We start from the raw sequence: 17836 nt of genomic DNA, 5'->3' as shown, positions 1-17836 counted from the left end.
GGGCCGGGGACCACCACCCGTTCCCGAGCTACTCCGTGGCGATGGCGTCGAGCACGTTCATCCGGCCCGCCCGGAACGCCGGGACCAGCGCCGCGAACAGGCCCACGAACGCCGACCCCACGAACACCGTCACGATCGTCGGCCAGGGGATCTCCAGCACGCCGAGCCCCTCCAGGGCCAGCAGCTTCTGGGCCGCCGTGCCCCAGCCCATGCCCAGGCCGAGTCCGAGCAGCGCGCCGAAGAGCGCGATGACCACCGACTCCAGGCGGATCATGCGCCGCAGCTGGCGGCGCGAGAGACCGATCGCCCGCATCAGGCCGATCTCACGGGTCCGCTCGACCACCGAAAGCGCCAGGGTGTTCACCACGCCCAGCACCGCGACGATGATCGCGAGGGCGAGGAGTCCGTAGACGATGTTCAGCAGCTGGCCGATCTGGTCCTTCAGATCCTGCTTGTAGTCGGTCTGGTCCTTCACCTGGTACGTCGGGTACCCGGCGATCGACTTCTTGAGGGCGGCGTACGCCTCCTTCTCCTTGCCCTCCTGCGCGGTGGCGAACATCATCAGGTTCTGCGGCATCCGGTCGGCGGGCAGGTAGCGGGCCACGGTCGTGATGTTGACGTACATCGCGCCCTTGTCGACGTTGGTGTCCTCCGACGTGATCGCCGCGACCTTCAGCCGCGCCGCCTCACCGCCCTTGAAGCGCACCGTCAGGGTGTCGCCGACCTTGACGCCGTGCTCCTCGGCGTAGTCCCCGGAGACCGACATGGCGTCCTTGCCGTAGGCCGCCGCCAGCTCGCCCGCGGTCGTCTCGCGCCGCAGGTCCTCGGCGTAGGTCGGGTCCGCGGCGGACAGCATCTTCTTCTCCGGCTTCCCCTTGCCGCCGGGGGCGGTCAGTTCGGCCTCGACCAGCTTGTAGCGGGTGAAGGACTCGACGCCCTGCGTCTTCTTCAGTGCCTGTTCGGCCTGCGGCACCATCGGCTGGAAGTTGTCCGACTGGATGATGAAGTCCGCACCGACCGTCCGGTCCAGCTCGTCGGTCGCCGACGCCACCATCGAGGAGCCGACGACGGACAGACAGGCGACCAGCGCCAGACCGATCATCAGCGCGGCACCGGTGGCTCCCGTGCGGCGCGGGTTGCGCAGGGCGTTGCGCTCGGCCATCCGCCCGACCGGGCCGAAGACCCGCAGCACCAGCGCGCTGATGACCCGGACCACTCCGCCCGCCAGCAGGGGGCCGATCACGATGAAGCCGACGAGGCTGAACACCACACCCAGGCCCAGCCACAGCGAGCCCTCGCTCGCCTCGGCCGCCCGTGTGGCGGTCCACAGCATCAGCCCACCGGCGCCCGTGAGGACCAGTCCGACGGCACCGCGCACCAGCCCGGCGCGGCCGTCCGCCGGCATACCGGCGTCCCGCAGCGCGGCCATCGGGGACACCTTGCCCGCCCGGCGCGCCGGGATGTAGGCGGCGAGCACGGTGACCACGATCCCGAGGACCAGTCCGACCACGGGCGTCGTCCACTTCACGGTGAGGTCCTGCGTCGAGAGGTTCATGCCCGTCGCCGACATGAGCTTCATCAGCCCGACGGCGAGACCGACCCCGGCCGCGACACCCGCGACCGATCCGAACACACCGAGCAGCAGCGCCTCGATCAGCACCGAGCGGTTGACCTGCCTGCGGCTCGATCCGATGGCCCGCATCAGCCCGATCTCACGGGTGCGCTGGGCGACCAGCATCGAGAAGGTGTTGACGATGAGGAAGATGCCGACGAGGACGGCGATCCCGGCGAAGCCGAGCATCGCGTACTTCATGACGTCGAGGAAGCCGCCGACATCCTCACGGCCCTGGTCAGCCGCCTCCTGCTGGGTCCGCAGCGTGTACGGGGCGGTGCCGACCGCCGCGGCCACGTTCCTCTTCAGCTGCTCGTGGCCGGTGCCGGGCTTCGCGGTGACCTCGATCTGGGTGTACGCGCCGGTCCTGCCGAGCAGTTGGCGCTGAGCCGTGGCCGTGTCGAAGTAGACGACGGCCGCACCCGGGTTGGTCACCTTGAACGAGGCGATACCGGAGATACGTGCGGTGAAGTCGCCGGTGACGGCGATGGTGCGCAGTTCGTCGCCCAGCTTCAGGCCGTGCTTCTCGGCCGTGTCGGCGTCGACCATCACCTCGGTGGGTCCGCGCGGCTCATGGCCCGAGCCGATCTCCATGGAGCGCAGCTCGCCCTGCGTCCAGTTGCCGGCGATCGTCGGGGCGCCGTTGGTGGAGCCCATGTTCTCGTTGTCCGCGTTGACGACGGTCACGCTCATGGAGATGACCCTGCCCTCGGCGGACCGCACCCCGTCGGCCTTCTCCACCTGGGGCAGCAGGGCCGCGGGCAGGACCTCGGGCCTGCCCGTCGCCGGGGCCTCGTCGTCGGTGGCCGAGGTCCTGGGAGTGACGGTGACATCGGCGGCGGTGGCCGCGAACAGCTTGTCGAAGGTGGTGTTCATGGTGTCGGAGAACACGAGCGTGCCGGACACGAACGCCACCGACAGCAGGACGGCGATGGCGGACAGCGCCATGCGTCCCTTGTGCGCGAAGAAGTTGCGCAGCGAGGTCTTCAGTACGGTCACGACGTACGCCCCCGGGCGTCGAAGTCCTTCATCCGGTCGAGCACCTGGTCGGCCGTGGGGTTGAACATCTCGTCCACGATGCGGCCGTCGGCCAGGTAGAGCACACGGTCGGCGTAGGAGGCCGCCACCGGGTCATGGGTGACCATGACGATGGTCTGCCCCAGCTCGTCGACGGACCTGCGCAGGAAGCCAAGCACCTCGGCACCGGCGCGCGAGTCCAGGTTCCCGGTGGGCTCGTCCCCGAAGATGATCTCGGGCCGGGCGGCCAGCGCCCGCGCCACGGCGACCCGCTGCTGCTGGCCACCGGAGAGCTGGTTGGGCCGGTGCTTCAGCCGGCCGGCCAGCCCCACCGTCTCCACCACGCGGTTCAGCCACTCGGCGTCCGGCTTGCGGCCCGCGATGTCCATGGGCAGCGTGATGTTCTCGATGGCGCTGAGCGTCGGCAGCAGATTGAACGCCTGGAAGATGAAGCCGATCCGGTCCCGGCGCAGCTGGGTGAGCTTCTTGTCCTTGAGCCGGGTGATCTCGGTGTCGTCGATGTGGATCCCGCCCGATGTCACCGTGTCCAGGCCGGCCAGACAGTGCATCAGGGTGGACTTGCCGGAACCCGACGGACCCATGATCGCGGTGAACTGTCCGCGCATGATGTCCACATCCACGTGATCGAGCGCGACGACGCGGGTCTCCCCGGAGCCGTAGGCCTTGACGACCTGTCGCGCTCGTGCGGCGACGACCGTCCGTCCTCCCGTGCCCCCGTGTGTGGGGACGGTCACAGCCGTTGTCACAGTGTGTCTCCTATTTCGGTGTCAGGAAGCAGCGGACGCCACACCATCCGGTGGCTCCGGTGGAAAGTCTCGTGCGTGCCGTGGTGGTGGCGCGCTGGTGCACGGCACCCTCTTCGACCGGGGGTTTTCCCCACCCCCGACGCCCCGGAGACCCCCGTAGGGGCCACTCGGGTGCGCCGGGAGTCCCCCGATCCGGCCGTAAGAGCGCCGTAAGAACAAGGTAGGGAACGGGCCCTGCCTCCCTCCTCCTCCAACGGGACGAACCGACCCTGGCCGCAAGTCAGGAGCTCCCCCTAGGGGTTGGGTCCCCCGAACGGGCAGCTACCCGCAGAGCCTGACCCCTCCCGTCGCGTGAGGTGCAAGTGGGAAGCTGGTCCGCGGAGATACGTGCATGGGGAAGGGACTTCGATGAGCGGGGGACACGCCGGCGCGGGGGAGACCGTCAGGAAGACCCCCTCCGCGCATCCCGGCACCACACGCCGCGGCCCTGTGGTCGCCGCGCTCATGCTCGGCATGGCACTCGCCGCACTCGACGGCACCGTCGTGTCCACCGCCGTCCCGCAGATCGTCGGCGAACTGGGCGGGTTCTCGGTGTTCTCCTGGCTGTTCTCCGGCTATCTGCTCGCGGCCACCGTCACCATCCCCGTCTACGGGAAGCTCTCCGACACCTTCGGCCGCAAGCCCGTCCTGATCACGGGCATCGTCCTGTTCCTGGTCGGCTCACTGCTGTGCGGCACCGCCTGGAGCATGACCTCGCTCATCGCCTTCCGCGTCGTCCAGGGCCTCGGCGGCGGAGCACTCCAGGGCACGGTGCAGACCATCGCCGCCGACCTCTACCCGCTGGACGAGCGCCCCAAGATCCAGGCGAAGCTGTCGACGGTCTGGGCGGTCTCAGCGGTCGCCGGACCGGCGATCGGCGGACTGCTCACCACATACGCCGACTGGCGCTGGATCTTCCTGATCAACCTGCCGGTCGGAGCAGTGGCGCTGTGGCTGGTCGCCCGCCATCTGAACGAACCGGCCCGGGCCGGGACCGGGGACGCGAGCAGGACCGAAACCGCAGAGGGGGCCGGGACCGGAACCGGCTGCAGGGCCGGGACCGGCGGGGCCGTACGGGAGCGGGGGACCCCTCCCCGGGTCGACTGGCCGGGCGCGCTCGCCGTCTTCGTCACCGGAAGCCTGCTGCTGACCGCGCTCGTCCAGGGCGGAGTCGCCTGGCCCTGGCTCTCCGCACCCTCGATCACACTGCTCGTGTGCAGCGCCGCCGGGGTCGCCGCCACCGTGCTGATCGAACGCCGGGCCGCCGAGCCCGTGATCCCCGGCTGGGTATGGCGGCGGCGGACCATCGCCGCGGTGAACCTGGCACTGGGCGCGCTCGGTCTGCTGATGGTCGCACCCGCCGTGTTCCTGCCCACCTACGCCCAGTCGGTGCTGGGACTCGGCCCCGTGGCGGCCGGGTTCGTGCTGTCCGTGATGACCCTGAGCTGGCCGGTCAGCGCGGCGTACGCGAACCGCCTCTACACCCGCATCGGCTTCCGGAACACCGCCGTCATCGGCATCGGCGCGGCCCTGCTGATTTTGCTGGCGTTCCCGCTGCTGCTGCCGTATCCGGGCCAGGCATGGCAGCCCGCGCTGGTGATGCTGCTGCTCGGCGCGGCGCTCGGGATCTTCCAGCTACCGCTGATCGTCAGTGTGCAGTCCACCGTGCCCTGGGCGGAACGCGGCACGGCGACCGCGTCCGTGCTGTTCTGCCGCCAGGTCGGGCAGAGCGTCGGGGCGGCCCTGTTCGGCGCGCTCGCGAACACCGTGCTGGCGTCCCGTATCCACGACTCGGGCGATCCGGACGGCGATCTGGACACGGTCGCCCGCTCTCTGGCCGACGCCCGCCCCGGCACGTCGGAGCACCTGCGGCAGGCGGTGGACGCCGCGGTGGACTATGTGTTCCTGGGGGCCGCGGGCGCCGCCGCGCTCGCCCTGGTCGTCCTGGTGCTGCTGGCTCCGCGCACCTTCCCGGTACGCACCGACCCGCACGACGACTGACACGTACCGGTCCCGGCCCGCACAGCGCGTACGCACCACGCACACCGGTCCCTCGCAGGTGAGAGCCCTGGGCACAGCGCCCCCCACGGCTCCCCACGACGTGACCCGACCGTTGCCGAACTGACATACCAACCAGTCTGAAAGCCTCTTACGTCAGCCCGTACCGACAAGTAACGTACCCGCTCACCCCCCGCGCCGCCCGCACCACCCCGCCCGCACCAGGGCACCGCAAGGAGCACCTCCGATGTCGTACGAGCGGTACTTCGACGATCCCGTCGACTTTGCCTACGCCGACTTTGCCTACCCCGGCAACCAGCCCGCCGCCCCACCCGGCGGCTCCTTCGCGTACGCGGCCGAAGATCCGGCACCCACCCCCCACCGGGAGCTGCCCGGACTTCGCGCCAGCTACCGCAGGCTGCGCCGGGTCGCCACCTTCACCGCCCTCGGCTACTTCGTCCTGTTCCTGTTCCTCTCCGCCTACGCCCCCGGCCTGATGAGCGGCGACGTCAGCGGCGGACTCACCACCGGACTGCTGCTCGGGCTCCTCCAGCTCCCCGTCACCCTTGCCGCGATCGCCGCCTACGAGCGGATCGCCCGGCAGCGCGTCGACCCGCTCGCCGCCAGCATCAGGAACCAGGCCGAGCAGACCGCGCAGCTCGCGGGAGGTGCGCGCGCATGACCACCTACGGCTCCGATGCCCAGACCATGTCGTTCGTCGCGTTCATCGCCGTCGTCACCGTCACCCTGCTGCTGTGCGTGATGACCGGGCCCGACCGTGACGACCTCGGCGAGTTCTACACCGGCTACCGCTCCCTGAGCCCCATGCAGAGCGGCCTCGCCATCGCGGGCGACTACATCTCCGCCTCCACCGTGCTCGCCACCATCGGCGTCATCGCCCTCGCCGGCTACGACGGGCTCACCCTCGCCCTCAGCACCGTGCTCTCCCTGGTGCTGATGATGTTCCTGCTCGCCGAACCGCTGCGGAACGCCGGCCGCTTCACCATGGGCGACGTCCTCACCCGCCGCGCACCCGGACCCGCCGTACGGATCACCGCGAGCGCCGTCACCCTCACCGCACTGCTCCCCCTGGTGATCTTCCAGCTCGCGGGGGCCGGAGACCTGCTCGCGTTCGTGCTCGGCTTCGACTCGGACGGCTTCAAGACCGGGTCCATCATCTGCCTCGGCATCCTGATGATCGCGTACGCGGCGATCGGCGGGATGAAGGGCACCGCGTTCATCCAGATCGTGAAGACCGTCGTGCTGCTCGGCGCCGCCACCGCCATCGCCGTGCTCGTCCTGGACCGCTTCGACTTCAGCCTGCCCGCGCTGCTCGACGCCGCGGCCAAGGGCAGCGGCGCCGGGGACGCCTACCTCGCCTCCGGGCTCCAGTTCGACGACGGGCTCGACATGATCAGCGCCCAGCTGACGGTCGTGCTCGGCGCGGCGGTGCTGCCGCACATCACCATGCGCATGTTCACCGCGCGCAGCGCGACCGCCGTACGCCGCTCGATGTCCTGGGCCGTGTCCACCGTGGTCGTGACCTGCCTGCTGATCGCCGTGATCGGCTTCGGCGCCGCCGCGATCGTGGGGCACAAGGGCCTGGTCATCGCCGACCCCCAGGGCAAGACCTCGTTCCTGCTCGTCAGCCAGGCACTCCTCGGCAAGGATCCCGGCACCGGTGAATCACTGCTGTTCACCGCCGTGGCCACCGCGATCTTCCTCACCCTGCTCGCATCGGTCGCCGGAATCACCCTGGCCTGCGCCAACAGCCTCGCCCACGACCTCATCGCCCACGGGCTGCGCCGCAAGCGGCTGAGCCACGCCGCCGAGATGGGCGTCGCCCGGTCGGCGGCAGCGGTCGTCGGCCTCGGCGCCATCGCCGTCGCCGCGTTCGTCCAGCACTGGAACCTCCAGGCACTGGTCACGCTCTCCTTCTGCGTCGGCGCGTCCGCCGTGGCCCCCGCCCTCGTCTACAGCCTGTTCTGGCGCCGGTACACCCGCACCGGGCTGCTGTACACCCTGATCGTGGGCGCACTCGCCGCGATCATCCTGATGACCGGCAGCAACCTGGTCTCCGGCTCGCCCCAGTCGGTGTTCCCGGGCGAGGACTTCAACTGGTTCCCGTACACCACGACGGGTCTGGTCTCGGTGCCGCTCGGCTTCCTCGCGGGCTGGCTCGGCACCGTGCTCTCCCCTGAGGACGCCGTGGCCCAGCAACAGCGCTACGAGGCGGTGGAGCCCACCATCCTGGCGGGTGCGGCGGCGCCGCAGTGACCCCGGACTGACGACTGGCCCAGGGCACACGAAAGGGCGTCCGAACCGCGCGATGCGGTCGGACGCCCTTCGTACGTCACACGCGACAGGGACCGGTGATCAGATCAGCCCGTCCCACATCTGCTCGAGCAGCACAGACCACCAGCTCTCCGGCGACGACAGCGCCGCCGGGTCCAGCGCGGCGAGCTGGACCTGGAAGTCCACCGTCCAGCGGGCCGCCTGCTCCGGATTGAGACCGAAACGCAGCCGCCACATCCGGCCCAGCAGAGCCAGACAGCGCGTGAACTCCGGCAGACCGCTGTTCACGAACTGCGGCGCCACCGGCTGACCGCCGGGACCCGCCTCCACCGGCACCGCGACGATATGCGCCGTGCCGTACTGGACACAGAGCGCCTTGCCGAAGTCGGTGCCCACGACCAGGTACGAGCCCGCGTCGGACGCGGGCTGCACCTGGCGCTGCTGCGCCAGCTCCGCCAGCGTCGGCACCACCGGCTGGGCTGGCTGCGCCCAGAAGAACGGCCCGAAGTCTCCCGGCAGACCCGCCCACACCAGCGTGTGCGCCACGGCGTCCGGCACGCCCTGCCGGGACACCGCGCGCTGGTCGAAGCGGCAGATGCCCTGCGGACCGAACGCCCCCGCCAGCTCCTGCGCGATCCCCTCCGGGGCGATCGGCGGGGCCGGCTGGACCTGCGGCAGCGGCGCACGCACCGGCGCCGGCCGGGCCGGGCCATCGGCGACCTGGTGCAGCTCGCCCTGGTGGGTGAGCAGTTGCCGCATCCCGCCCTGACGGCTCGTATGGTCCTTGCCGTACGGGGCGATGCTGGTGATCCGCGCCTGCGGCCAGGTCTCCCGGATCATCCGGGCGCAGTAACCTCCGGGCAGCTCACAGGACTCCAGCTCGGTGTGCAGCTCGAGCACCTGGTCGTTGGGCACGTTCATCCCGCGCAGCTCGTGGTAGATCTGCCACTCCGGGTGCGGAGTACCCGGCGCGGAGCGGCGGATCAGCTGCTGCTCGGAACCGTCGGGCGCGCGGTAGCGCAGCACGGCCTGGTAGCCGGGGCCGACGGTCGGGACACCGGCCGGGGGCTGCTGCGGATACCCGTACGCCGAGGGGGGCTGCGGCTGCGCCACGGGCCCCGGGACCGGGGGCGGCGGCGGACCCTGCACCGGGTTCGGGTTCGGGTTCGGGTTCGGGTTCGGGTTCGGGTTCGCCAGCATCGTGGCCTCGTGGTGGACGCCACCCGGAGGAGTGCCCGGCACACCCGGAGCACCGGGAGGACCCGGAGGCTGGGGCGGCTGGGGAGCACCCGGGCCACCCTGCGCCGGATTCCCCGTCGGGTTCGCCAGCATCGTCGCCGCGTGGTGCACACCGCCCGGAGGAGTGCCCGGCACACCCGGAGCACCGGGAGGACCCGGAGGCTGGGGCGGCTGGGGGCCGTCGGGGCCCAGCTGCGAGACGAGCTGCGTCGGCACATAGCCCCCCACGGGAGCACCCGGCACCCCGGGCCCCGACGGCGGCGCGGGTGGCGGCGTCGGGGACGGGCCCGGCCGCGCACCGGGCACGCCGGGCGGTGCCGGCGGCGGAGGTGCCGACGCGCCGTTGCCCCGCGGGCTACGCGAACCACGCGGCGGAAGCACGGCCTTGCTGGTGGCGGCATCGGAGATATCGCCCGACTGCGGGGCGGCAGGCGCGCCCGCGGACCCGGACGGCTGGTCCGACGGCTGACCCGGCCGGCCCTGCCTCCCCGGCACGTCGAACGCAGGGGTCACCGCGGTCGGCGGCAGCTGGCTGCCGCCCGACATCAACGCGGTCGGCAGGTCCGCGCCCACCGACGGCGGCGGCACATCATCGTCATCGGAACCCGAGAGCGCCGGCGCGAACACCGTCTCGGGCAGCGGCACAGAGCCGTCGGAGCCATCGGCACCCTCACCGGGACGGGAACTCGTATCCGTCCCGGCCCAGGGAGTCGCCCCACCGTTCGATGCGGCCCCGGGCGCGGACGCGGGCGGCACCCGGTCCGACGCGGTCGGCTCGTAGTCCACACCCCTCACCGCGGGCCGCGCCTGCGGAGCGCCGTCCACACCGGGGGCACCCTGCCCGCCCGTACCGGTACCGGGCTCCTCCGGCGTCGCGCCGGCACCCTTCCGCTGATCCGGGATACCCAGCCTGTCCGCCGCGTCCTGAAGCCACTCGGGCGGACTCAGCAGGAACGACGTCTGGTTCAGATCGATACGCTCGGGCGGCGCCGCGGCCGGAACCGGCTCACCCTGAGGAGTGCCGTACTCCTCCTCGTAGCGCCGGATCACCTCGCCCACCGGAAGACCGGGCCACAGCGTGGCCTCACCGCTGTCCCGGGCGATCACCAGCCGCTGCCGGCCCCCATCGGACGTCGGCCCGTCGGTACGGTCCTCGGCCCAGACCACAAAGCCCAGCTCGAACTCCCGTACGTGCACCTCGCGGTGCTGGTACGCGGGCACGTCACCGTTGATCCACTCCTCGGCGCGCTCCTGCGCCTGCGCGAAAGTCACCATCCGGCCGTCACCCCTCCACCGCAACCGGGACCACGCGCGCGAAGCCGCCGTCCACCATCAGGTTCGCCACCGTCTCCAGCTCCGGCGGATTACCCGCCAGCCGCGACAAGAACGCGTCGAAGTCCTCACCGCACGGCAGCAGCAACCGCTCCACCCGCTCGTTCACCGACAGACCGTCCCGGTCCCGGGCATCGTCATACCCGCAGAACCACACCGAACCCGCCGCACTGCCACGGACCTTCACCGCCAGCAGCCCACCCTGCACAAAGGCCACACCCAGGTAGTCCTTCGTCAGATGGTCCCGCAGGCACTTGTTGACGAACACCAGGTCATTGACCGCGGCCTCATCACGCACAGTGAAGAACGGCTGGTCGATCAGCAGCCCAAGGCCCGCGTCCAGCGCCGCACCCACCGGAGCGCAGCCACCCGCCGCCTTCAGGAAGGAGCGGTACGCGCCCGGCAGGCGATACCCCAAGTCCTCCTCCACACCGGCAAGCTGCTGCTCGGTCACCGCCACCGAACCCTTCGGCAGCCCGAAATGAACCGGCCTGACCTCCTGCAACGGGCGCGTACCCCGCTTCTCGTGGTCGACCCCGGCCGTCGTCACACCACCGTGATGCCTCAGCAGCGCCTTCACCTCGACCGGCACCAGCTCAAGCCGGCGCCCACCCGCCACGTGATGCCACGTCCAGCCATGCGGTGTCGCCACCGCGGGAATCGTGTCCCACAACTCATGCCCGGCAGCCGCGAGCGCGGCATTCGCCGACACATAGTCCGTGAGCCGCAGCTCATCCACACCGAAACCCTCAGGCGGCTCGGCGATCTCCGCGGCAGCACGCGCGAAAGGCGAGAAATCCGGATAGCCGTGCTCGTTCATCCGCACCCCCGAGGGGTACCGGGCGGCACGCACCGGATCCGGGAAGTGCACGAGCTGCCCGGCATAGGCCGCGTTCGGCGGCGCGGCGTGTCCACCGGCCTGATGACCGGGAGTGACCCCCAGCCCTTGCCGACCTGTCGTCATGGCGGTTGCCCCCTGCTGGATCTGGCTGACTGACCACAGCCTATGCGGTGGGACAACAGGTGCCGCCGCCCCCGGTACCACCACCCGCACCCCGCACCCCACCCCGGTAACGACCCGTCACCACACCGTGACCCACAGCCCGGGCGACAGCGACACAACTGCACGTTTCCACCACCCCGCTTCCACACGGCACGTCCCATTTGACAGGCTGTCCCTTCAACTCGGGGGCGTGCACAGCGACGGCGGGCGTCGCGGGCACGGGAGGGACGAACACGCACCATGCACACGGCGCCATCAGGAACAACCGGAGACCCCAGGCTCAACTGGACCTACTCCGAAGACGCGGACGACACCAGGCACACCCCGGTCCCGCGCTTCAGACGCGACGGAATACTCCCCACCGTCGCGGCAGCACTCTCCGTCCGCGGCGAAACCCTCACCTGCACCGCGGGCAAAGCGGACCAGCCGCCGGCCCTCCACCCCCTCGTGCAGGACTTCCTCGACACCCTCACCAGCGGCCAGCGCGAACGCTTCACCGGACGCTGCCCCGAAGCGATCCTGCTCTCCCGCCACCTCGCCGCAGCCGAAACCACCCGCTCCAAACGCGCCCAGCGCAAACCCCTCACCCCCGGCGAAGCCCGCCGCTCCCTCAAACAGGCAAAAATCACGACCCGCCGCATACGCGAGGACGGCGACCCCCTCCACGGCAGCTATGCGGCACCCTGCCGCTCCTGCGCCGCGATGCTCGCCCACTTCGGCGTACGGACCGTCGACCCGGCCCAGAAATAGACCCACAGCCAGAAGAAGCAGAACGAGGACGGCAGACCCGGATCGTGAACGAGCACAACACCACCCGCTTCCCCGTGCCCGTCGACGCCGCACTACGGCAGGCCGGCTGGCAACCCGGACGCTGGGACATCAAACAAGCCGAACACTGGGCCGACGCCCTACGCGCCCACCAATCCCCCGGCGGCCACCGCCACACCGTCTTCCCGGCAGCCGTCGAAGCCTGGGCCGAATTCGGCGCCCTCCACATCACCCCACCCGGCCAGGGCCGCCAGATCGCCCCCACCGCCATCCACTTCAACCCACTCGCCGGACTCCACCTCGCCCGCACCCTCGGCGACCTCGGCCGAGCCCTCGACACCGAACTCGCACCACTCGGCGAAGAGGGCACCGCACAAGCCGTACTCGCCATCGACGCCGACGGCCACGTCTACAGCCTCGACCACACCGGAGACTGGTACCTCGGCCCCACGCTGGACCACGCACTCGGCACTCTGATCACCGGCACCCAGCCCGCCCGGCTCACCGCGCCCTGACCCGCGGCCCCACCGGCCGGTCCCCGGTTCACACCGAAGGCAGCACCGCGGACACCCGGAACCCACCCGCCTCAGTGGGCCCCGACACAAACACCCCGCCCAGGGCCGACACCCGCTCCCTCATCCCCACCAGGCCATTACCGCCACTCGGCAGACCCGCATCCGCCGCACCGCGCTCCGACGGACCGTTCTCCACCTGCATCGCGATCTCCCCCGCACGATGCGCCACCCGCACCCACGTCCTCGCCCCCGCCGCATGCTTGTGGACGTTCGTCAACGCCTCCTGCACCAACCGGTACGCCGTCTGCTCCACCACCGCGCGATACGGGCGCGCCTCACCCTGCACCACCAGCTCCACGGCCATCCCCGCCTGCCGGGACTGCTCCACCAACGGCTCCAGATCCGCCAGCGACGGACCATCCTCCGCCGCAGCGGCAGCCGCGGCCGCAGCCGCCTCCCCCACCGCGGCCAAGGGCACGGACAGCGCCGCCGCCCCGGCCACCACCGCCCGGGCGGCCCCACTCACCCGGTCCGCCCCGTCCACAGCCGGACGCCCCACAGCTCCGCCGACCCCCACAGCCAGCGGGCGCTCGCCGGCCACACCACCCACGTCATCCGCACGCAGCACGCCCAGCATCTCCCGCAGCTCCGTCAACGCCTGCCGGCCCATATCCCCCACCAGCGCCGCATTCCGCACCGCCTTCTGCGGATCCTTCAGAGCCACCGCCTGCAACGCCGCCGCATGCACCACCATCAAGCTCACCCGGTGCGCCACCACATCGTGCATCTCACGCGCAATCCGCGTCCGCTCCTCCGTACGCGCCCACTGCGCCTGCTGCTCCGCACGATCCGCCAGCAGCGACAGCTCCTGTTCCAGGCTGTCCGCCCGCTCCCGCAGGCTCTCCATCAACCGGCGCCGCGCCCCCACGTACAACCCCAGCAGCAACGGCGGCGCGGTCAGTCCCACCGACATCACCAGCGACACCAGCGGCACGTACCAGGAACCCGGATCGAAATCCGCCGACGTCACGTCCTGCCGGGTCCGCACAAACGTCACGATCAACGTCCCCAGCAGAGACATCCCCGCCAGGGCGGCAATGATCCGCCGCGGCGCCTCCGACGCCGCGAGCGTGTACAGCCCCACGATCCCCATCAGGAAGCCCATCTCCGCGGGCGTGATCGCGATCGAGACCAGCACCACGCTCGCCGGCCACCGCCTGCGCAGCACCAGCACCGATCCGGCGAGCAGCCCGAAGACCACCCCGAACGGCACCGGAAGCCCCGCCGCCTGCGCGAACCGCACCCCCTCCAGCGCACACTCCAGCGCCGACACGAGCCCCAGGCCCACATCCAGCACCACACTGCGCCGTCTCCCCCACCACAGCCAGGAACGGGCAGCGGTGCCCGTGGAGTCCTGGTGTGCCCCCGTTGTGGTCATGTCTCACAGACTACGGAAGGCCGCCATCGAATTTCCGTGACGCCAACCCCACACAATGCAATCGAACAAGGACACAAGCCCACACGGTCGCTCGAACTGGTGAATCGAGCGCATCTTCGACACGGAATGCCGCGTTCCGCCGGAACCTGCCCTCATGACAACCGCGAGCGGTAAATACGCCGACTTCGAAGGCCTCCGCGCCCAAGCGATCGCCCTCCGCCGCGAAGGCCTCAGCCTCCGCCAGATCCGCGACCGGCTCCACATCGACAACAACGACATCCTCAACAGACTCGTGAAAGGCGAACCGCCCCCCGAGTGGACCAGACGCCCGAACGCCAAGGACGACCTCCGGGAGAGGGCCCGCGAGCTACGCCTCCAGGGGATGACCTACGACCAGATCCAGGTGGAGCTGGGGTGCTCGAAGAGCTCGATCTCGCTGTGGGTGCGGGACCTGCCGAAGCCGGAGCCGCGCTACACCGACGAGGAGCAGCGCGCCTTGATGCAGGCCGGCCTCGCCCGCGTCCGTGCCGCGCAGGACGATGCGCGCCAGGAGACCAAACGCGCGGCCCGCGCCGCGATCGGCCGGCTGTCAGACCGGGAACTGTTCATCGCCGGCGTCACGCTTTACTGGGCCGAGGGCTCCAAGGACAAGGCGTACCGGCGAACCGAGGTGCTTCAGTTCATCAACAGCGACCCCAATGTGATCACCCTGTACCTGAGATGGCTCGAGCTTCTCGGCGTCACCCGCGACCGCATGCACTTCCGGGTGAGCATTCACGAAAGCTCCGACGCGGGCGAGGCTGAGCGATTCTGGTCCGACCTCGCCGGAGTCGCGGTGTCGGACTTCAAGAAGGCCTCACTCAAGCGCCACAACCCCAGGACCATTCGAAAGAACACCGCGGAGGCCTATCGGGGCTGCCTCATCATCTACGTCACCAAGAGCGCCGATCTCTACCGTCGCATGGAAGGCGCTTGGTACGGCATAGTGTTGGGTGCAACTTGGCAGCCCGACCAAATGTCTGGTTCGCCTGGTTTATGTTCCCCTGTGGTGTAATGGGTAGCACTGGGGCTTTTGGTGCCCTATGTCCGGGTTCGAGTCCTGGCGGGGGAGCCTTGCATGGTTCGGGTCCTGACCTCTCCGGTCAGGACCCGCCCTCATTTCGCTCCTGAAACCCCCCGGTATCCTTCGGTTGTCCACCACCCGAAGCCGAAGGGCATTCCCGTGAGCGCCAACCGCCCGGCAGCCGTCGTCGTCCTCGCAGCGGGTGAGGGCACCCGCATGAAGTCGAAGACCCCCAAGGTCCTCCATGACATCGCCGGGCGTTCGCTCGTCGGGCATGTCGTCTCCGCCGCTCGCGAGCTGGAGCCGGATGAGCTTGTCGTCGTGGTCGGCCATGCGAGCGAGCAGGTCAGGGAGCACCTGACGGCGCACTACCCGGGTACGCGCACCGCGTTCCAGGCGGAGCAGAACGGCACCGGGCATGCGGTGCGGATGGCGCTTGAGGAGTTGGGGCGTGCGCCTGAGGGCACCGTGGTGGTCGTCTGCGGTGACACTCCGCTGCTCTCCGGCGAGACGCTCGGCGCGCTGGTTGCGACGCACGGGGCGGACGGCAATGCGGTGACGGTGCTGTCGGCCGAGGTGCCGGACGCGACGGGCTATGGCCGGATTGTGCGTGATGCGGCGTCGGGTGCGGTGACGGCGATCGTGGAACACAAGGATGCGAGCGAGGCCGAGCGCGGCATCCGGGAGATCAACTCCGGGGTGTTCGCCTTTGACGGCGAGCTGCTCGCCGACGCGCTGGGCAAGGTGCGTACGGACAACGTGCAGGGTGAGGAGTACCTCACCGATGTGCTGGGAATCCTGCGGGAGGCGGGGCACCGGGTGGGTGCGTCGGTAGCGGGTGATCACCGGGAGATTCTGGGGATCAACAACCGTGTGCAGTTGGCCGAGGCGCGCGGTCTGCTGAATCGGCGGCTGCTGGAGCGGGCGATGATGGCGGGTGTCACGGTGGTGGACCCGGCGTCGGTGCTGGTGGATGTGACGGTGACGTTCGAGCCCGATGCCGTGATCCATCCTGGTACGCAGCTTCTGGGTGCTACGCATATCGCTGGGGACGCCGAGGTGGGTCCGAACACGCGGCTGAGGGACACCACGGTCGGCAGCGGCGCGCGGGTGGACAACACGGTGGCCGAGTCCGCTGTGATCGGTGAGGGCGCGTCGGTGGGTCCGTTCGCGTATCTGCGTCCGGGTACGCGGCTGGGTGTGAGGGCGAAGGCGGGCACGTATGTGGAGATGAAGAACGCGACGATCGGCGAGGGGACGAAGGTGCCGCACTTGTCGTATGTGGGTGATGCGACGATCGGTGCCTTCACGAACATCGGGGCGGCGAGTGTGTTCGTGAACTACGACGGCGAGTCGAAGCATCACACGACGATCGGTTCCCACTGCAAGACGGGTTCGGACAACATGTTTGTTGCTCCCGTCACAGTGGGGGACGGTGCTTATACGGCTGCCGGGTCGGTGATCACGAAGGATGTGCCGCCCGGTTCACTGGCTGTGGCCCGTGGCCAGCAGCGGAATATCGAGGGTTGGGTGGCTCGGAAGCGGCCGGGGAGTGCTGCGGCGCAGGCGGCTGCCGAGGCCGTAAGGCAGTTCAACGACGAGGGATGACCGGAAACGGGTGCGCCGATCTCGGCGTACCGTGATACGTGCACATGCAGGGGACCTGGGGATGTCTCTTGGGTGAACACCCCCCTGGCTGGCTCGCCGCATGTAGGGACGGGCGGATCAGCACCAGAGCGACACGTCTGAGGAGACAGTGCTGTGACCGGGATCAAGACGACGGGCGAGAAGAAGATGATGTTCTTCTCCGGCCGCGCCCACCCCGAGCTGGCTGAGGAGGTCGCGCACCAGTTGGGTGTGGACCTGGTGCCGACGAGGGCGTTCGATTTCGCCAATGGTGAGATCTACGTCCGTTTTCAGGAGTCGGCGCGTGGTGCGGACTGCTTTCTGATCCAGAGCCACACGGCTCCCATCAATAAGTGGATCATGGAGCAGCTGATCATGATTGATGCTCTGAAGCGGGCTTCGGCCCGGAGCATCACCGTGATCGTCCCGTTCTACGGCTACGCCCGCCAGGACAAGAAGCACCGGGGCCGTGAGCCGATTTCGGCGCGGCTGGTGGCGGACCTGATGAAGACGGCGGGTGCTCACCGGATTCTCACGGTGGATCTGCACACCGACCAGATCCAGGGGTTCTTCGACGGCCCGGTGGACCACCTGTTCGCGCTGCCGCTGCTGGCGGACTACGTGGGTGCGAAGGTCGACCGTTCGAAGCTGACGGTGGTGTCTCCGGACGCGGGCCGGGTGCGGGTGGCTGACCGCTGGTGCGACCGTCTGGACGCACCGCTGGCGATCGTCCACAAGCGGCGCGACAAGGACGTGGCGAATCAGGTCACGGTCCACGAGGTGGTCGGCAATGTCGAGGGCCGGGTGTGTGTGCTGGTCGACGACATGATCGACACGGGTGGCACGATCTGTGCTGCGGCTGACGCGCTGTTCGCGCATGGTGCCGAAGACGTGATCGTGACGGCGACGCACGGCGTGCTCTCGGGTCCGGCTGCGGACCGGCTGAAGAACTCGAAGGTGAGCGAGTTCGTGTTCACCAACACCCTGCCGGATCCGGGCAATCTGGAGCTGGACAAGATCACGGTGCTGTCGATCGCTCCGACCATCGCGAGTGCGGTGCGCGAGGTGTTCGAGGATGGCTCGGTGACGAGCCTCTTCGAGGAGCAGTGAGCTTCCCGAGCATC

General features: G+C 69.9%; 13 protein-coding genes and 1 tRNA gene. 9 read left to right on the top strand and 5 right to left on the bottom strand.

Annotation, left to right across the window (positions count from 1 at the left end; all coding sequences use genetic code 11):
- Nucleotides 1-28 precede the first annotated feature (28 nt).
- Nucleotides 29-2611, bottom strand: coding sequence for an ABC transporter permease (locus ACFV6V_RS09320; protein WP_385561426.1), 2583 nt, complete (start codon nucleotides 2609-2611; stop codon nucleotides 29-31).
- Nucleotides 2608-3396, bottom strand: coding sequence for an ABC transporter ATP-binding protein (locus tag ACFV6V_RS09315; protein ID WP_361281422.1), 789 nt, complete (start codon nucleotides 3394-3396; stop codon nucleotides 2608-2610). Before ACFV6V_RS09315 ends, ACFV6V_RS09320 begins: the two co-directional genes overlap by 4 nt.
- A 408-nt stretch (nucleotides 3397-3804) precedes the next feature.
- Between ACFV6V_RS09315 and ACFV6V_RS09310 the strand changes: the two genes are divergently transcribed.
- The 3 genes from ACFV6V_RS09310 (at nucleotide 3805) to ACFV6V_RS09300 (ending at nucleotide 7710) form a co-directional block, all read left to right on the top strand.
- A complete protein-coding gene (locus ACFV6V_RS09310) occupies nucleotides 3805-5436 on the top strand; it encodes an MFS transporter (protein ID WP_385561423.1) in 1632 nt (543 codons plus the stop codon).
- A 244-nt stretch (nucleotides 5437-5680) separates the two neighbouring features.
- Complete coding sequence (locus ACFV6V_RS09305; protein WP_385561420.1) at nucleotides 5681-6115, top strand: DUF485 domain-containing protein; 435 nt, start codon at nucleotides 5681-5683, stop codon at nucleotides 6113-6115.
- Nucleotides 6112-7710 carry a cation acetate symporter gene (locus ACFV6V_RS09300; RefSeq protein ID WP_385561418.1) on the top strand — a complete coding sequence of 533 codons (1599 nt, stop codon included), beginning with the start codon at nucleotides 6112-6114 and terminating at the stop codon, nucleotides 7708-7710. Before ACFV6V_RS09305 ends, ACFV6V_RS09300 begins: the two co-directional genes overlap by 4 nt.
- Nucleotides 7711-7809: 99 nt before the next feature.
- On the opposite strand, the gene ACFV6V_RS09295 is transcribed toward ACFV6V_RS09300, so the two are convergent.
- Complete coding sequence (locus ACFV6V_RS09295; RefSeq protein WP_385561416.1) at nucleotides 7810-10242, bottom strand: SUKH-4 family immunity protein; 2433 nt, start codon at nucleotides 10240-10242, stop codon at nucleotides 7810-7812.
- A 7-nt stretch (nucleotides 10243-10249) separates the two neighbouring features.
- Nucleotides 10250-11263 (bottom strand): SMI1/KNR4 family protein, encoded by a 1014-nt coding sequence (locus ACFV6V_RS09290; protein WP_385561414.1) that lies wholly within the window; start codon nucleotides 11261-11263, stop codon nucleotides 10250-10252.
- Between the two features lie 279 nt (nucleotides 11264-11542).
- Between ACFV6V_RS09290 and ACFV6V_RS09285 the strand changes: the two genes are divergently transcribed.
- Nucleotides 11543-12052: a YwqJ-related putative deaminase gene (locus ACFV6V_RS09285; RefSeq protein WP_385561411.1), complete on the top strand. Its 510-nt coding sequence runs from the start codon at nucleotides 11543-11545 to the stop codon at nucleotides 12050-12052.
- Nucleotides 12053-12096: 44 nt separating this feature from the next.
- Nucleotides 12097-12585, top strand: coding sequence for an SUKH-3 domain-containing protein (locus ACFV6V_RS09280; RefSeq protein WP_385561408.1), 489 nt, complete (start codon nucleotides 12097-12099; stop codon nucleotides 12583-12585).
- Nucleotides 12586-12613: 28 nt separating this feature from the next.
- Here ACFV6V_RS09280 and ACFV6V_RS09275 read toward each other — a convergent pair whose 3' ends face one another.
- A complete protein-coding gene (locus tag ACFV6V_RS09275; protein ID WP_385561405.1) occupies nucleotides 12614-14023 on the bottom strand; it encodes a sensor histidine kinase in 1410 nt (469 codons plus the stop codon).
- Nucleotides 14024-14177: 154 nt separating this feature from the next.
- Here ACFV6V_RS09275 and ACFV6V_RS09270 point away from each other — a divergent pair, with 154 nt between their 5' ends.
- The 4 genes from ACFV6V_RS09270 to ACFV6V_RS09255 all read left to right on the top strand — a co-directional run bounded on the left by ACFV6V_RS09270 (nucleotide 14178) and on the right by ACFV6V_RS09255 (nucleotide 17822).
- Nucleotides 14178-15077 carry a hypothetical protein gene (locus tag ACFV6V_RS09270; protein ID WP_385561402.1) on the top strand — a complete coding sequence of 300 codons (900 nt, stop codon included), beginning with the start codon at nucleotides 14178-14180 and terminating at the stop codon, nucleotides 15075-15077.
- Nucleotides 15063-15134 (top strand) — tRNA-Gln (locus ACFV6V_RS09265). Before ACFV6V_RS09270 ends, ACFV6V_RS09265 begins: the two co-directional genes overlap by 15 nt.
- A 111-nt stretch (nucleotides 15135-15245) precedes the next feature.
- On the top strand, nucleotides 15246-16694 hold the full coding sequence (gene glmU, locus ACFV6V_RS09260) for a bifunctional UDP-N-acetylglucosamine diphosphorylase/glucosamine-1-phosphate N-acetyltransferase GlmU (protein ID WP_385561399.1): 1449 nt from the start codon (nucleotides 15246-15248) through the stop codon (nucleotides 16692-16694).
- A gap of 153 nt (nucleotides 16695-16847) precedes the next feature.
- Complete coding sequence (locus ACFV6V_RS09255) at nucleotides 16848-17822, top strand: ribose-phosphate diphosphokinase (RefSeq protein WP_385561396.1); 975 nt, start codon at nucleotides 16848-16850, stop codon at nucleotides 17820-17822.
- Nucleotides 17823-17836: the final 14 nt, after the last annotated feature.

This window comes from Streptomyces sp. NPDC059828 (assembly GCF_042731955.1).
Taxonomy (GTDB): Bacteria; Actinomycetota; Actinomycetes; order Streptomycetales; family Streptomycetaceae; genus Streptomyces.
This window is presented reverse-complemented; position numbering and strand designations above follow the sequence as displayed.

Excerpts from the sequence above, each read along its gene's own strand:
- ACFV6V_RS09285 (WP_385561411.1), top strand. The coding sequence starts at position 11,543 with ATGCACACGGCGCCATCAGGAACAACCGGAGACCCCAGGCTCAACTGG.
- ACFV6V_RS09300 (WP_385561418.1), top strand. The coding sequence starts at position 6,112 with ATGACCACCTACGGCTCCGATGCCCAGACCATGTCGTTCGTCGCGTTC.
- ACFV6V_RS09310 (WP_385561423.1), top strand. The coding sequence starts at position 3,805 with ATGAGCGGGGGACACGCCGGCGCGGGGGAGACCGTCAGGAAGACCCCC.
- ACFV6V_RS09295 (WP_385561416.1), bottom strand. The coding sequence starts at position 10,242 with ATGGTGACTTTCGCGCAGGCGCAGGAGCGCGCCGAGGAGTGGATCAAC.
- ACFV6V_RS09275 (WP_385561405.1), bottom strand. The coding sequence starts at position 14,023 with ATGACCACAACGGGGGCACACCAGGACTCCACGGGCACCGCTGCCCGT.
- ACFV6V_RS09270 (WP_385561402.1), top strand. The coding sequence starts at position 14,178 with ATGACAACCGCGAGCGGTAAATACGCCGACTTCGAAGGCCTCCGCGCC.
- ACFV6V_RS09305 (WP_385561420.1), top strand. The coding sequence starts at position 5,681 with ATGTCGTACGAGCGGTACTTCGACGATCCCGTCGACTTTGCCTACGCC.
- ACFV6V_RS09290 (WP_385561414.1), bottom strand. The coding sequence starts at position 11,263 with ATGACGACAGGTCGGCAAGGGCTGGGGGTCACTCCCGGTCATCAGGCC.